At 66.2% G+C, this 14,819-nt stretch carries 15 protein-coding genes; 9 read left to right on the top strand and 6 right to left on the bottom strand.

What is annotated here, in order from left to right; genetic code table 11:
- Nucleotides 1-29: 29 nt before the first annotated feature.
- From flgE to ACZ1JV_RS11565, 3 genes are all read left to right on the top strand, one after another.
- Nucleotides 30-1,343, top strand: a complete 1,314-nt coding sequence (flgE, locus tag ACZ1JV_RS11575) for a flagellar hook protein FlgE (RefSeq protein WP_465151672.1) — start codon at nucleotides 30-32, stop codon at nucleotides 1,341-1,343.
- Between the two features lie 201 nt (nucleotides 1,344-1,544).
- Nucleotides 1,545-3,644: a flagellar hook-associated protein FlgK gene (gene flgK / locus ACZ1JV_RS11570; RefSeq protein ID WP_465151671.1), complete on the top strand. Its 2,100-nt coding sequence runs from the start codon at nucleotides 1,545-1,547 to the stop codon at nucleotides 3,642-3,644.
- Nucleotides 3,645-3,656: 12 nt separating this feature from the next.
- Nucleotides 3,657-4,565 carry a flagellin N-terminal helical domain-containing protein gene (locus ACZ1JV_RS11565; RefSeq protein WP_465136231.1) on the top strand — a complete coding sequence of 303 codons (909 nt, stop codon included), beginning with the start codon at nucleotides 3,657-3,659 and terminating at the stop codon, nucleotides 4,563-4,565.
- A gap of 251 nt (nucleotides 4,566-4,816) precedes the next feature.
- Here the strand turns inward: ACZ1JV_RS11565 and ACZ1JV_RS11560 are convergent, their stop codons facing one another.
- A complete protein-coding gene (locus ACZ1JV_RS11560; RefSeq protein WP_465151670.1) occupies nucleotides 4,817-6,703 on the bottom strand; it encodes a hypothetical protein in 1,887 nt (628 codons plus the stop codon).
- The gene (locus tag ACZ1JV_RS11555) at nucleotides 6,703-6,978 is read right to left on the bottom strand and encodes a hypothetical protein (protein ID WP_465136233.1); all 276 of its coding nucleotides are present in this window, start codon (nucleotides 6,976-6,978) and stop codon (nucleotides 6,703-6,705) included. Before ACZ1JV_RS11555 ends, ACZ1JV_RS11560 begins: the two co-directional genes overlap by 1 nt.
- A 139-nt stretch (nucleotides 6,979-7,117) precedes the next feature.
- Here ACZ1JV_RS11555 and ACZ1JV_RS11550 point away from each other — a divergent pair, with 139 nt between their 5' ends.
- The gene (locus ACZ1JV_RS11550) at nucleotides 7,118-7,513 is read left to right on the top strand and encodes a hypothetical protein (protein WP_465151669.1); all 396 of its coding nucleotides are present in this window, start codon (nucleotides 7,118-7,120) and stop codon (nucleotides 7,511-7,513) included.
- Between the two features lie 182 nt (nucleotides 7,514-7,695).
- Here the strand turns inward: ACZ1JV_RS11550 and ACZ1JV_RS11545 are convergent, their stop codons facing one another.
- Genes ACZ1JV_RS11545 through ACZ1JV_RS11530 form a run of 4 tightly spaced genes read right to left on the bottom strand, consistent with a single transcriptional unit; the run spans nucleotide 7,696 to nucleotide 10,542 of the window.
- Complete coding sequence (locus ACZ1JV_RS11545; RefSeq protein ID WP_465151668.1) at nucleotides 7,696-8,382, bottom strand: MotE family protein; 687 nt, start codon at nucleotides 8,380-8,382, stop codon at nucleotides 7,696-7,698.
- Entirely contained in the window at nucleotides 8,379-8,978 is a 600-nt protein-coding gene (locus ACZ1JV_RS11540; protein ID WP_465151667.1) for a DUF6468 domain-containing protein, read from the bottom strand. Before ACZ1JV_RS11540 ends, ACZ1JV_RS11545 begins: the two co-directional genes overlap by 4 nt.
- Nucleotides 8,975-9,997, bottom strand: coding sequence for a flagellar motor switch protein FliM (gene fliM / locus ACZ1JV_RS11535; RefSeq protein WP_465136237.1), 1,023 nt, complete (start codon nucleotides 9,995-9,997; stop codon nucleotides 8,975-8,977). The genes ACZ1JV_RS11540 and fliM overlap by 4 nt, the downstream gene beginning before the upstream one ends.
- Complete coding sequence (locus ACZ1JV_RS11530; RefSeq protein WP_465151666.1) at nucleotides 9,994-10,542, bottom strand: flagellar basal body-associated FliL family protein; 549 nt, start codon at nucleotides 10,540-10,542, stop codon at nucleotides 9,994-9,996. The genes fliM and ACZ1JV_RS11530 overlap by 4 nt, the downstream gene beginning before the upstream one ends.
- Nucleotides 10,543-10,693: 151 nt before the next feature.
- Between ACZ1JV_RS11530 and ACZ1JV_RS11525 the strand changes: the two genes are divergently transcribed.
- The 5 genes from ACZ1JV_RS11525 to ACZ1JV_RS11505 all read left to right on the top strand — a co-directional run bounded on the left by ACZ1JV_RS11525 (nucleotide 10,694) and on the right by ACZ1JV_RS11505 (nucleotide 14,797).
- Entirely contained in the window at nucleotides 10,694-11,437 is a 744-nt protein-coding gene (locus ACZ1JV_RS11525; protein ID WP_465151665.1) for a flagellar hook-basal body complex protein, read from the top strand.
- Nucleotides 11,438-11,489: 52 nt separating this feature from the next.
- Nucleotides 11,490-12,275: a flagellar basal-body rod protein FlgG gene (gene flgG, locus ACZ1JV_RS11520; protein ID WP_465136240.1), complete on the top strand. Its 786-nt coding sequence runs from the start codon at nucleotides 11,490-11,492 to the stop codon at nucleotides 12,273-12,275.
- Between the two features lie 5 nt (nucleotides 12,276-12,280).
- Complete coding sequence (gene flgA, locus ACZ1JV_RS11515; RefSeq protein WP_465151664.1) at nucleotides 12,281-12,730, top strand: flagellar basal body P-ring formation chaperone FlgA; 450 nt, start codon at nucleotides 12,281-12,283, stop codon at nucleotides 12,728-12,730.
- A 29-nt stretch (nucleotides 12,731-12,759) separates the two neighbouring features.
- Entirely contained in the window at nucleotides 12,760-13,527 is a 768-nt protein-coding gene (gene flgH, locus ACZ1JV_RS11510; protein ID WP_465151663.1) for a flagellar basal body L-ring protein FlgH, read from the top strand.
- 430 nt (nucleotides 13,528-13,957) lie between these two features.
- Nucleotides 13,958-14,797: a flagellin gene (locus ACZ1JV_RS11505; protein ID WP_465136243.1), complete on the top strand. Its 840-nt coding sequence runs from the start codon at nucleotides 13,958-13,960 to the stop codon at nucleotides 14,795-14,797.
- The last annotated feature ends 22 nt before the right edge of the window (nucleotides 14,798-14,819 follow it).

The following is a 14,819-nucleotide window of genomic DNA, read 5'->3' as shown; positions in this document are numbered from 1 at the left end:
TTTCCGGCCCGGACGCACAGGAGAATGACATGAGCCTCTATTCAGCTCTATACGCTGGCGTGTCCGGCCTCGGCGCTCAAGCGAGCGCGATGGCGACCGTCGCGGACAACATCACCAACGTCAACACCGTCGGCTACAAGGGCGTTTCGGCGCAGTTCCAGACCCTCGTCACCGACGGCAAGGTCAAGAGCAGCTATTCGGCCGGCGGCGTCACCGCTGCGCCCAAGGCGCTGATTTCCAAGCAGGGCCTGCTTCAGGCTTCCAGCAGCCTGACCGACATCGGCATCGACGGCGCGGGCTTCTTCGTCGTCCGTTCCAGCTCGGACACCAGCGGTTCCATCGCCTATACGCGCGCCGGTTCGTTCACCACGGATCCCGAAGGCTACCTGGTCAACACCGCAGGGTATTACCTGACCGGCTGGCCGCTGGATGCCGACGGCAACTACGTCAACAACGGCAACCTCAATTCGCTTGAGGCAATCAAGCCCAACGCGCTGACCGGTGCCGCCACGCCGACCACCAAGATCTCGATGCGCGCCAACCTCGATTCCACCGCCACCGCGGTAACCGGCTACACCGCCGGCGACATGGCTTCGGGCACGACCACGCCGCAGTTCTCGCGCTCGGTCACCGTCTATGACGCACAGGGCACCTCGCACGATGTGACCTTCAACTTCATCAAGACCGGCACCAACCAGTGGTCGGCCGAAATCACCGCCGATCCGGCCGACGTCTCGACCGTCGGCGGCGTGGCGAACACCACTGGCCTGCTGGCCAGCGGCACCGTCAGCTTCAACGCCGACGGCAGCCTGGACCTGGCCGGATCGTCGGCCGGGCTGTTCTCCAACCTCGACATCGGCTGGTCCAACGGCGCCGGCTCGACGCCGATCAGCCTCGCGCTGGGCAGCGACGACGGGCTTGACGGCCTGACCCAGTTCGGCAGCGATTCCGCGCTACTTTCGTCCAGCGCCAACGGCGGCATGCTGGGCACCGTGTCTTCGGTGGAAATCTCGAAGGACGGCGTGGTCAGCGCGGTGTTCGACGACGGCACCTCGCGCGCGATCTACCAGCTTCCGCTGGCGACTTTCGCCAACCCGGACGGCCTGACGCGCATCAGCGGCAACGCCTATGTCGCCTCGCAGGATTCGGGCGGCCCCTCGATCAACGAGCCGGGCTCGCTGGGCGGCGGCTCGCTTTCGGCCGGTACGCTGGAAGCCTCGAACGTCGACCTCGCCGGCGAATTCTCGAACATGATCATCTACCAGCGCGCCTACAGCGCCTCGTCGAAGATCATCACGACCGTCGACGACATGCTTCAGGAAGTCAGCAACCTGAAGCGGTAGTTTGTTTGCGGGAATGCCCTGACGGGCATTCCCGTCGCGGCACCGGCCCTCTCCCCCACCCGACCTCCCCTACGGGGTAGAATCTGGGAGGTCGGGTGGGGGAGAGGGCCGGTGCCGCAAAATCCGCCCACGGCGGATTTTCAAGCAAACGCCAACCTGATCTCTTCCTTCCCTTCCACGAGAATCGCAGGAAACCGAAAAGTGTCCCTCAACCAGATCCTCAGTTCCGCCATTTCGGGCCTTTCGGCGTCGCAGGCGGGGATGCAAACGGTCTCCAACAACGTCGCCAACGTGAACACCACCGGCTACGCCCGGCAGAAGGTGTCGCTGGCGACTTCCGTGTCGGGAGGGCAGGTCACCGGCGTCGTCGTCGGCGAGCCTTCGCGCGTGGCGGACAAGTTCCTGGAAAACGCCGTCTACCAGCGCGCCGGCACTTCGGGCCGCGCCGAAGCGGTGAACACTTATCTCGACCGGCTGCAGTCGCTGCTGGGATCCACCGATTCCACCTCCAGCCTGACCTCGCGCCTGTCCGCGATCTCCACCTCGGTTGCGCAGATCAGCGGCCTCAATGGCTCCGCGCAATCGATCGCCAACTTCACCGGCAATATCGACGATACGCTGGACACGCTGAACGGCCTGACCAAGGACGTTTCCAGCCTTCAGGCCGATGTCGAGAGCGAAGTCAGCGACACTGTCAGCCGCAGCAACGTGCTGCTGCAGAAGATCAACGACCTCAATGACGAGGTCGCCCGCCTGCAGGGCCTGGGCCAGAGCACGTCCGGCCCCGCCGACCAGCGCATGTCTGCGCTGCAGGAACTGAGCGGACTGATGAACGTGACCGTCCGCGAACAGAGCGACGGCCGCGTCTTCATCGACACCGCATCGGGGCAGACCTTGCTCGACAAGCGGCTGCGCCAGCTTTCGTACAATTCGGGCGCCGGTGCCTCGCAGGCGACCTATCCCGCGATCGACATCCGCTTCGCATCGGACGACGGCGTGATGGGCGCCTCCACCGGCGAGAAGATCGATTCCACCTCGGTCGGCGGCAAGCTGGGCGGATTGCTGGACATGCGCGACCGCGTGCTGCCGCAGTTCAACGAACAGCTGGGCCAGCTGTTCTCGGGCCTGGCCCAGACGCTGAACAAGGTTTCCAACGAGGGCACCACCCTGCCCCCGCCGAACACGCTGACGGGTGAGGCCAACGGCCTGACCGGCAGCGACCGCCTGGGCTTCACCGGCAAGGCGACTTTCGCCGTGCTGGGCAAGGACGGCACCCTGGTCAACAAGGTGACGATCGATTTCGACACGCTGGGCGCCGGCGCCACCGTCGACGACGCAGTGGCCGCGATCAACGCGGGCCTGTCGCCGGATGCCACCGCCAGCATCGATGCCAAGGGCGTCCTGTCGATCAGCGCCGCGAACAGCACGAACGGCATCGCCATCGCGCAGGATCCGGATACCCCCAGCGACCGCGCGGGCGTGGGCTTCTCGCAATTTTTCGGGCTGAACAACATCATCCGCTCGGACAGCAGCGCGCTGGCGCCTTCGGGCTTCACCAGCACCGATCCGGCCGGCTTCGGCGCGGGCGAGACCGCGCAGCTCGTGCTGCGCGACGCCAGCGGCAAAGTGCTGACCCAGTACACCTACACCAGCAGCGGCAGCGAAAGCTGGGGCGATCTGGTCAATACCCTCAACTCCAGCCCGCTCGCTTCCTACGGCAGCTTCGCGCTGGACGACAGCGGCCGCGTGGCCTTCTCGCCCAACGCTGCCAGCGCCGGTTCGACCATCCAGATCCCTTCGGATTCCACCAACCGTTCGGGCACCGGCCTGTCGTTCTCCGCCCTCTCGGGCCTGACCGGCACCGCCAGCGGCCTGAAGGATGCCGAAGTCGATGCGGGGATGCTGGCAGATACCTCCAAGGTGCCGCTGGCCCAGCTCCAGCTCGACGCCGCGATCGGTGAAAAGGCCGTGGGTTCGGGCGACATGCGCAATGCCACCGCCTTCATCGACGCGCTCGCCGCCACGGCGGACTTCGGGAAGGACGGCAACAAGACGGTCGGCAATTTCGCCAACGCCCTGCTTGGCAGCGTTGCCTCCGCCGCGTCGCTGGCGTCCAGCTCCTATGACGATGCCTCCGCCCGCATGTCGGACGCGGTGGACCGGCGCGACAGCTACGCCGGCGTCAATATCGACGAGGAACTGGCCCAGATGGTGGTGCTGCAGAACAGCTACAGCGCCGCTGCCCGGGTGATGACCACCGCCTCGGAAATGTACGACACCCTGATCGGCATGCTCGGATAAGGAACCCAGCAGATGACCCGCGTAGCCACCATTCCCATGCAGACCACGCTTGCCAACGCGATCCAGCGTTCGCAGCAGGCGCTCAACGCCAGCCAGCTCCAGCTTTCCACCCAGAAGAAGGTGAACAGCTACGCCGACCTCGGCCTGGACGCCGTGCGCACCCTTTCGGCCCGTTCGATGCTGGCCCAGCAGGACGCGTACCAGGCGGTATCGGGCCGCGTCGCGACCACGCTGTCGCTTTACGACGCCAATCTCAACCAGATCGATTCCTCGCTGTCGGACTTGCGTACGCAGCTGATGGAGGCGCTGGGCACCGGTAATTCGCCCGACCTTCAGGGGGCGGTGGAGAGCACCTTCACGGACGTGCGCAACTCGCTCAACGCCACCGAAGGCGGCGTGCCGCTGTTCGCCGGTTCGCAGACTTCGGACACGCCGTTCATCCCGCAGACGCTGCAGGACACCGTCGGCCTCAATTCCGCCGACGCTTTCGCCAACGACAATGTCCGTCAGTCGGCCCGCATGGGAGACGGGGTGGACGTGGAATACGGCATCACCGCCAGCGATGTCGGCACCAACCTGATCCCGGCGTTCCGCACGCTGGCAGAGGCCGGGCCCTTCGGCGATACGCTGACCGAAGACCAGAAGACCGCGATCAAGACCGCGCTCGACCAGCTCGACACCGGGCTGGGCGATGTGCGCAACGTCAATGCCTCCAACGGCCGCCGCCAGAACCAGGTGGACACGCTGACCACGCGCGCCTCGGAACGATCGGACCTGCTGACCGAAGTGATCGGCAGCGTGGAAGATGCCGATCTGGGCCAGGTCGCCATCGACATCACCCAGCGCCAGTCGGTTCTGGAGGCCAGCTACTCGGTCTTCGCCCAGCTTTCGAGCATGTCGCTGGCGAATTACCTCAAGTGATTGGGGAGAGGCTTTCGGGCCTCATCCAAGACACAAAAAAAAGGGGCAGGAGGTTCGATCCTCCTGCCCCTTTTTCTTTGCCTGTAGTCCGGCCTCAGAGACCGTTTGAAAATTCGCGAAATGCGAATTTTGCGGCACCAGCCCACTCCCCCACCCTACCACCCATCGGTAGTATCCTGCGGGTGGTAGGGTGGGGGAGAGGGCTGTTGCCGCCTCAAAAATGCCCCTGCGGGCATTTTTCAAACGGTCTCTCAGCCCTTCTTTGCAGCCTTGGTCGGCACCGGCGCCACATCGGGCGCGCGGTCGATCAGATCGGCCATGTCGCCCGCCGGGCTGGCCGAGGGCAGCGCCGCCATGGCGCGGCCCAGTGCGCCGGCATCGGCGCCCATCGGGCTGGAGGTCAGCATCTCGAAGACCGGCGCGGACGGCAGGCCCGCAAACGCCTGTTCGTACCGCGCATGAAGCGATGCCAGCGCGTCCTCGTGCCCCAGCATCGCCAGCGAGATCGCGTGGCGCAGGACCACCGCCTGCCCAACCTGATCGAGCGCGCGCGCACTCGGCAAGGTGGCGGCGGAAGCGGCGGCATAGCGCTGCCAGTCGCGGTGCTTCCACAGGATCTCCGCCTGAAGCGGCGCGCTGCCGGGCACGGTTTCCAGCACCGCCAGCGCCTCGTCCACGCGGCCGATCTGGCTGAGCGCGACGGCCTCCACCCGATCCCGCGCGGCGATCATGGCGTTCGGGAAACTGGGATCCTCCGTCTTGCGCAGCACGTCCAGCGCCCGGTCCGGCCGGCCGGAGAGGATGTAGAGGCTGGCGACGCGGGCCGAGAGCGGGCCGCGCGCCAGATCGCCCGCACGCACGAAGAGCTGGTATCCCAGCAGGTCCGCAGCCCGCTCATAGAGCCCGGCCGCCTGCAGGCGCCCGGCCAGCTGGCTGGACATCAGATCGCCCTCGGCACCGCCCGGCGCCAGATCGCGATAGTCCCAATAGAGCCCCGCGGCCTGATCCAGCGGCAGGTTGCGCGCGGGATCGAGCGCAGTGACCAGCTTGGCGCGCAGGGCCGGCAGCATCGGCGCATCCGCGCCTTCCAGCCCGAAGTTGCGCAGCAGCGTGGCGCCGCTGCTCAGCGCGCCGGGAAGATCACCGCTGGCATCCTGCAGGCGATAGGTCAGCCGCAGCGCGCGCTGTTCGATCACATCCCCGCGCCAGCCATAGCGCAGCGCGTCCAGCTGGCGCAGCGCGTCCTTCATGCCGATCGTATGCGCGGCCACGCGCGCCTCGATCTCGCTGAGCCGCGCATCGGTGCGCTGCTCCAGCGTGCCCGACTGTTCCACCCGCGCGAACCGCAGCCGCGCCTGATCGCCGTGCCCGTGCAGCAGTTCGGCGCGGCCGCGCAGCAGATTGGCGGCGGCATCGCGGTCCGGCATCGGCTGGAGCCATTCGATAGCCTTGTCCGGCTGCCCGGCATCGACCGCGGCCTGCGCGGCCGACAGCACGAAAGGCTTGGGCCGCGCGGCCCGCAATGCCGGGCGCGCGCAGGCGATCTGTTCCAGCGCCTGTTCGGCCAGATGGCTGTTCGCCAATGCCCGCAGGCGCCAGGCGCAGGCTTCCGGATTGATCGCCAGCCCGGCCGAGGACAATGCCGAAACCGCTTCGGGATAGCGGCCCAGCAGCGTCAGCGCCGCGCCCCGCGCAAGCCGATAGCTGTCCACCATCGCCAGGTCGGGATCGTCCTGCACCATGACTTCCAGCACGCCGAATGCCTCGCCGCCGCGCTCGGCACCGACGAGGCTGCGGGCATAGTCCCACCGCGCCTGTTGTAGTTCGGGCTGCGGCACGCGCGCGATTCGCTGCCATGCGGCCGTCTGCGAAAGCGCCCCCCACGCGCCGGGGCCGGCGATGGCCGGCTGCTGCGCAAGCGCGGCAGCAAAGCCCGGCAGGCGCGGCGGCTGCGGCAGCATGGGCGCCACATTTCCGGCCAGATTTTGCGGCTCAGTCGTTCCGGTCGCTGCTCCGGATGGGCCGGCAGTCGGCGCAGCGGATGGCGTCGAAACCGGGGTGGCCCCCAGCAGCGCGGCGGCGCTGGCCGCCAGCAGCAGCCCCCTGGCGGCCTTGCGTACCGGTGTGTTCGCCCGCATCAGATCAGCCCCGGATAGAGCAGCGAAAGCGTCACCAGCACGCCGCCGGCAGCGCAGCCCAGCACGAACAGCACTACGGCCCCGGCGATCCACAGCAGGCTGCGGCTGGCATCGGCGCCCTGTACTTTGGCCTGCTCGGCAACGACGGCCAGCTGCGGTGCAGCCTCGTCCTCGCTCTGGCGGCCGATATCCCCGCGACGGCGCGCGGGTACGCCGTGCGGTCGATCACCGGACGACAGAACCCGGACTTTTGCCGGGCCCGTATTGCCACTCATGCTGCTTGTCCCCTGCGGCGTAATCCAAAAAGTAACGAATTGATCCTATTATAGAGGAGCGGTCCGCCTCCCGGATTGCGCTGAAATTCCCTTATTCGCCGCCATTGCCGGCGAAACAATACAGATGCCGGAGTACCGAATGCCCCGTAGCGCCCTCTTTGCCTTCATGGCCCTCGCCACCGCCGGAATGGCGCCCGAGGCGACGCAGGCGGTGCCTTTCAGCCCGGCCAATCTGGTCAAGCTGGACCAGATCGATACGCCGATCGTCGATGCCGGCCGAATCGACGGGGTGATGCACGTGCAGCTGGTGGTGGAAACCAATTCCGCCGCCACGGCGAGCGACCTTGCCAAGCGGATGCCCGAACTGCGCGCCGCCTCGCTGGCGGCCTCGATCGAGTTCGCCCGGCTGCGCGCATCGCCGTTCACCGCGCTGGATGTGTCCAAGCTGTCGCAATCGCTCACGCCCGCGCTGCAGCACGTCGATCCCGGCATTGCGCGTGTGCTTATCGTGCGTGCCACCGCCTTTCGCAGCTGACCGGGTGGCGATCTAGCCGCGACGCGCCGCCGCGCAACTGAAATCGCCGTAATGTCCCGCCGTGGGGCAGAAGCGGCTGATATAAAACAGAGAATCACGGCGACCGACCTGTGCGGCCGGCGGAAATGCAAATGGATCCGAAGCAGGGCTGCTTCGGATCCATTGCTTTATTTGCGGAAGGCTTACTTGGCGGCGGGTGTCGCCTGCCCCAGTGCCTTGCCCCCTCGGGCCAAGGCGGCCGGCGCTGCCGCCGGTGCAGGAGGACGCCCCCGCACGACCTTGCGGCCGGCCAGAGACATCGAAAGTTCCACCGCCGCGCTGGGCGTCATGTAGGACATGATCTGCGCGGTGACGGAATCGCGCATCCGCCGGGCGACTTGCGCCTGCACTTCCAGATCGAGCTTCTCGAAAATCGGTGCGGCGCGCTGCGGCTTCATGCGCTGGTAGATCTGCGCCAGGGTGTCGTAAGGCACCTCGGGCTGATCCGCGCCGGGCTGCCCCGGACGGGACGGAGCGGCGCCCGGATCGGGCTGACCCTGCTGCTGGCCCTGAAGCTGGCCAGCCAGCCGGGTTTCCCCGGCGCGCACGGCCTGCTCGCGCATTTCCAGCTTGCGCCGTTCGGCGGCGGCATCGCGGTCCCGCTTGCCCAGCGCATCCTGCAGCGAGGCGCCAAGGCGGCCCGACGATGCATTGCCGGCGCCGGGGTCCGGCGCGGCCAGTGCCATGGCATTGGCCACGACCGCCGCCCCGGCAACGCCCAGCATCAGCCGCGAGGGCTGGGCCAGGCTGCGCAGCGCATTGATGGCCCGCACCTTGCCGGTCACGCGGACCGGCAGGTTGCTGCCGGGATTGGCCATGGCAGAGGTCATGCGGCGGCGCGCTTGCGGCGGGCCGACGGGTGCATAACGATCTCGGCCGAGATTTCCTTGGCTTCGGCCACGGCGGCGGCGATGGCGGCTTCCACGCTGTCATCGGCGGCAGCAACAGCGGCGATCTTGGGGGCGGCGACCTTCGGCTTCGCGGTGCGCGTGCGGGTCGTCTTGCGGGCGCCGCCACGGCTGGACGAGCGCTTCGCCGCGACCTTTTCCTCGCCAGCGTCACCGGCGACGACATCGGCCTTGGCAGCAGGCTTGCGCGTGGTCTTCTTCGGCGCGCTGAGTTCGGTGGCAGCCACGATACGGTCGGCCACGGCATTGCCGATCCCGACCATATCGGCCAGTTCGTCACGCATGGCTTCGGCATCGGCGATCGTGCGGGCCTGGGCCATGCCGTCGGTCGCCAGCACGCGCTTCAGTTCACCCAGCACGGCGCGAGCCTGCGCGGTCGCGCGTTCAAGGCTGGCCACGCCTTCGGTCAGCGGCGCATTGCGGAATGCGCGCATACGGCGGTCGATCCGCCAGCCCTGCACCATCACGGCGGAGCAGAGCGGGATCAGCGTGAAGTTGATCATGGTGGCAGTGTTCACTTCGGATACCCCCTTGAGATGTCGTTCGCCATGCGGACGGCAATGTTTCTGGAACGCTGCCCGATATGCGCGATGCCCAGCGGGACGCCGCCGCACTGGACCTGAAGCGCATCGTTCGGGCTTTGACTGAAAGCTATGGTCTGGCCGACCTTGAGGTTCATGACGTCGCGCAGAGACATCTGCTTTTCGCCCAGAACCACGTCGACCGTCACTTCGGTCTGGGAAAGTTCGCTGGCCATGTGCGCGGCCCACATGCGGTCACGCCCCAGCTTTTCGCCCATGAAGCGCTGCAGCAGCTTGTTGCGCACCGGTTCGATGGTGGCATAGGGCAGCAGCACGCTGAACTTGCCACCGCGCCCTTCCATGTCGACGCGGAAGGTCGCCACGGCGGCGATGTTGCTGGGCCCGGCGATGGCGGCGAAGCGCGGGCTGGCCTCCATGCGCTCCACCTGCATCGTCACCGGCTCGATCGCCTCGAACGCCTGCGACAGGTCATCCAGCGCCAGTTGCACCATGCGCGATACCAGCATGGTCTCGATCGTGGTGAAGGCGCGACCTTCCACGCGCATCGGCTTGCTGCCCTTGCGCCCGCCCAGCAGGGCATCGACCACCGCATAGATCAGGCTCGATTCCACGGTGACGACACCGTAGTTTTCCCACTCGGTCACCTGGAACACGCCGAACATCGCCGGCAGCGCCACGCGGTTCATGAACTCGCCGAAGCGGGTGGAGGTGATCTCCTCCAGGCTGACGTCGATCGCGTCGGACGTCAGGTTGCGCATGCTGGTGGCGAAGGTGCGCACCATGCGTTCGCACACCACTTCCAGCATCGGCAGCCGTTCGTGGCTGATGACATTGGATTCGATGACCGCCTTCAGGCCGCTCTTGGTCTGGGCGGGCGCATCGGCGTCGAACCCGAACAGCGCGTCGATACCCGCCTGGTCGAACGTATCGCCGACCATGTCCTCCATCTTGGGCGGATCGGGCAGCAGGAAATCGTCGAAATCGTCGTCGTTCATTGCTGGATCAGGTCCTGAATGAGCACGTCGGTCACCATGCCGGGGCCAAGCGCCTGGGTGGAGCGGCGCAGCATCTCTTCCTTGATGCGGAACACCGCCGCCGACCCGTCAAGGTCTTCGGGGCGCAGTTCGCGCAGGAAGGGCTGGAGCGAATCCAGCACCAGCGGCAGCTTTTCCTTGACCGTATTGGCCTTGCCCTCGTCCGCAGCGACGATGATCACGCGCAGCTTCAGGAACCGCGCCGATGCATCGCTGCCGCGCAGGTTCACCACCATCGACGGCACTTCGACATAGGATGACTTGCCCGGCGACGCCGCTTCGGAGCCGCCTTCAGAACCACCTTCAGACGAGGCGCTCTCGCTGGAGTGGCCGCCGCTGCTGCCGCCGGCGAACTTGGTATAGCCGTAATAACCCGCCCCGCCGCCGATCAGCAGCACGGCCGCGGCCGCGCCGATCACGATCAGGCGCTTGCGCGACGGCTTGCCCGATGCATTGCTTTCTGGCGCATCGACGGGCTCAACGTCGATGATCTCTTCGTCCGACACTTTCGAACCCCCTTGGCTCCTCGCGAAACGGTGCGGAAATCGAAATCCTCGATACCGACCGCATTCGCGTTTTCGCCTCTATTATAGGAGGACCAAGCGGCAAATTCTGCCTGGTGCCGAAAACCGCCAACTTTTTCTCGGGATGCCGGAAATGGACGTTTCCTCCTTCGTTCTGCTGAGCCACGAGCAGGCCCTGCGCCGCCAGCTGGACATCGTCGCCAACAACATGGCGAACACCAGCACCGTGGGTTACAAGCGCGAACAGGCTCTGTTTCACGAATATGTGGAGACCGCGCAGCAGGCCCCGGTGGAGGACGCGCGCAAGACATCGTTCGTGCTGGACTTCGGCACCGTGCACGACACTGCGCAGGGATCTTTCCAGTCCACCGGCAACCCGCTGGACGTGATGATCGACGGCGCCGGCTATCTCAATGTGGAAAGCCCGGACGGCGGCGTGGTCTATACGCGCGCGGGATTTATCAAGGTTCTCCAGAACGGTGACCTTGCCACCTCGGGCGGGCAGCGCCTGCTGGACGAGAACGGCCGCCCGATTAATGTGCCGGCAGACCAGCAGGCCGGGCTGACCATTGCCGAGGACGGCACCGTGATGGGCAGCACCGGCCCGCTCGGCCGGCTCGCCGTCACCACCTTCGGCAACGAAAGCACGGTCGATCCGCGCGGCGACGGCATGTTGACCGGCACCGGCGGCACGATGCTGACGGCGGCACAGACCAAGCTCAAGAGTGGCGGTGTCGAAGCATCGAATGTCGAACCGATCACCGAAACCACGCACATGGTGGAAATCCTGCGCTCCTACCAGACCAGCCAGCGGCTTTCCGCCGATCTGGCGGACATGCGCAAGAAAGCCATCGATCGCCTGAGCAAGGTCGGCTGAACCCGCCCCGCTTTCACCCTAATTTTACGCCCGTTTCCACGAAGGAGTCATCATGCGTTCGCTCTCCATCGCCTCGACCGGCATGCTCGCGCAGCAGACCAACGTCGATGTCATCTCGAACAACATCGCCAACATGAACACCACCGCGTTCAAGCGTCAGCGCGCGGAATTCCAGGACTTGCTCTACCAGCAGGTCTCGCGCCCCGGCGCCACCACCAGCTCGGACGGCACCCAGGTGCCCACCGGCATCCAGCTTGGCGCCGGTGTGAAGACCGGCGGCATCTACCGCATCACCGAACAGGGCGCGCTGACCAACACCGGCAATACCTATGACCTCGCCGTCGACGGTCAGGGCTATTTCCAGATCATGCTGCCCTCGGGCGACCTCGCCTATACCCGCGCCGGCTCGTTCCAGCTTTCGGACCAGGGCGAACTCGTGACCACCGACGGCTACCGCGTGCAGCCCGACATCACGATCCCGCAAGGCGCCACCAGCGTTTCGGTTTCGAAGACCGGCGAAGTGCAGGTGAAGCTGGACGGCCAGACCCAGATGCAAACCGTCGGCCAGCTCGAACTGGCGACCTTCGTGAACGAGGCCGGCCTCGAAGCCATCGGCTCGAACATGTACCTTGAAACCGGCGCTTCGGGTCAGCCGACCGTCGCCAACCCCGGTGAGCCGGGCTTCGGTTCGCTCAGCCAGGGCTTCGTCGAAGCATCGAACGTCAATCCGGTCTCGGAAATCACCTCGCTGATCACCGCGCAGCGCGCCTACGAGATGAACAGCCGCGTGCTGAAGACCGCCGACGAAATGCTCCAGACCTCCACGCAGACGGGTTGAGGACGATGACCGCCGCGATCCTGCTCATGCTGGCGGCAGCAGCTCCGGCTGCTGTCGCACCCGCCGCCCCCGCCACGATCCAGGCGCCGGTGCTCGCCCGCACGGTCGAGCGCGGCGAGAAGCTGGCCGCCGGGGACTTCACCCGTGGCCCGGTCTCCCCCAATGCCGCGCGCGGCATGCTGGCCCCGGCAGAGGCGGCCGGGCAGGAAGCGACGCACCGCATCATGGCGGGCGCCCCCGTGCGCGCCGCCGATGTTGCCCAGCCGCGCGTGGTGCGGCGGGGCGAAGCGGTGACGATCTCGTTCGCCACCGGCGCGCTGACGATCACCTCCGCCGGCCGCGCGATGAGCGATGCCGGCAAGGGTGAGCCGGTGCGCGTGTTCAACACCGCCACCGGCCGCACGCTCGACGGCATTGCCGACGCCCCGGGCCAGGTCAGCATCCCGGTCCACTGAGCCCTGAGAGAAGCCAGGATTTTTCGATCATGAAATCGACTTATACCCGCCTCGTGCCCATCCTCATGGCCGCCACCCTGCTTTCGGGCTGCGGTGCGGTCGGCCGCCTGAAGAACGTGGGCAAGGCGCCGAAGATGAGCGAATCCGAAGCGCCCGTGGCCCCGCGCGTCGAACCGTCGATCGGCAATCAGGGCGTGGCCGATCGCGGCGCAGTGGACGATCCGGCACTGGCCGAAGGCGCGCGCGGCGCATCGCTGTTCCGCACCGGCGCGGGCGCATTCTTCCACGATCAGCGCGCCTCACGCGTGGGCGACATCGTGACGATCCGCATCAACATCGCGGACAATGCGCAAGTGGACAACAGCACCACCCGCACCCGCGACGGCAAGGAAACCGCCGGCGTCGCCGCGCTCTTGGGTCTGCAATCGCACATCCAGAAGCTGACCGGTTCCGATCCCTCGGCGCTGACCGATACCAGTTCCTCGTCCAGCGCCGTGGGCGTGGGCAAGACCCAGCGCAGCGAACAGATCAACATGACCATCGCCGCCTCGGTGATCGGCGTGCTGCCCAACGGCAACCTGCAGATCCGCGGCCGTCAGGAAGTGCGCGTGAACTACGAGTTGCGCGAACTCGTCGTCACCGGCGTGATCCGTCCGGAAGACATCGCCCGCGACAATTCGATCAAGCATTCGCAGATCGCCGATGCCCGCATCAGCTACGGCGGACGCGGCCAGCTGACCGACGCGCAGCAGGCCCGCTGGGGCCAGCAGATCTACGACGCGCTGTTCCCGTTCTGATGGATCATACCTTCGGCATGGCGAGCACTTAAAACCATCCCGTCATCCCCGCGCAGGCGGGGATCCCGCTTTCTTGCTGCAACATCGCAGAGAAAAGCGGGACCCCCGCCTTCGCGGGGGCGACGAAAAGCTAGGCCGATCAAACACTGGTCGAACCAAAAACTTCCGAGAGCAGTCTCTCTCGTACCCGAAAGGGCGTCGCCGGAAGGCGGCGCCCTTTCTCCGTTTCACGCCGTCATATCGGGACGACGACGGCGCCCACCCGGCAAATTTTGCCTACCGCACAAATAATTAGCGCCAATCGCAACGAACCTCTCACACGCCTTCCTAGAAGACTCGTGCAGGCCTGAAGAAACAGGACCGCACGCGAACCGGCGTACCCCGGTTCAGGCCGCAGAACCGGCCTCAATATTCTAGAAGGAATGAAACAATGGCGTTTTCCGTCAACACCAATGCTGGTGCAATGGCTGCCCTGCAGTCGCTGAATGCCACCAACAAGGCCATGAACACCACCCAGAGCCGCATCAACACCGGTCTGAACGTTGCTTCGACCAAGGATGACTCGGCCAAGTACACCGTCGCGCAGACCCTGCGTGGCGACCAGGGTGGTCTCACCGCGGTTACCTCGTCGCTCAACAACGCCAAGTCGGTTGTTGACGTCGCGGTTTCGGGCACCGAGCAGATCTCGGACCTCATCAACGACATGAAGTCCAAGGCCTACGAAGCTGCCTCCGCAACGGACTCGGGCACGCTCAGCGCGCTTCAGAAGGACTACGACGGCCTCAAGGCTCAGATCGACTCGATCATCTCGTCGTCGGACTTCAACGGCGTCAACCTGCTCGACAGCAGCGGCGGTTCGGTCAGCTCGCTGCAGACGCTCGACACCGGCAACCTGCTGAGCGTCGGCACTGTGAACCTCGCCTCGGCGAAGGGTTCGTCGACCGTCGAGCTCGGTGACCTGTCCGGCAGCACCGACCTTGCTTCGGCCACGTCGGCTGCGACCACCGTCGACAACCTCGATGCACTGTCGGACGCTCTGAACGACAAGCTCAGCACCCTGGGTGCCGCTTCGCGTCAGATCGACGGTCAGCTGGACTTCACCAGCAACCTCAGCGACGTGATCGAGACCGGCATCGGCAACCTCGTCGACGCCGACCTCGCCAAGGAATCGGCGAAGCTTCAGGCCCTGCAGGTCCAGCAGCAGCTGGGCGTTCAGGCTCTGTCGATCGCCAACCAGGCACCGCAGACGATCCTGTCGCTCTTCCGTTAAGAGAGACTGGCGGCCTTTCAGC

This window comes from Novosphingobium sp. BL-S-19 (genome assembly GCF_055521675.1).
The sequence above is the reverse complement of the archived record's forward strand: the minus strand, read 5'-3'. Positions and strand labels throughout refer to the sequence as shown.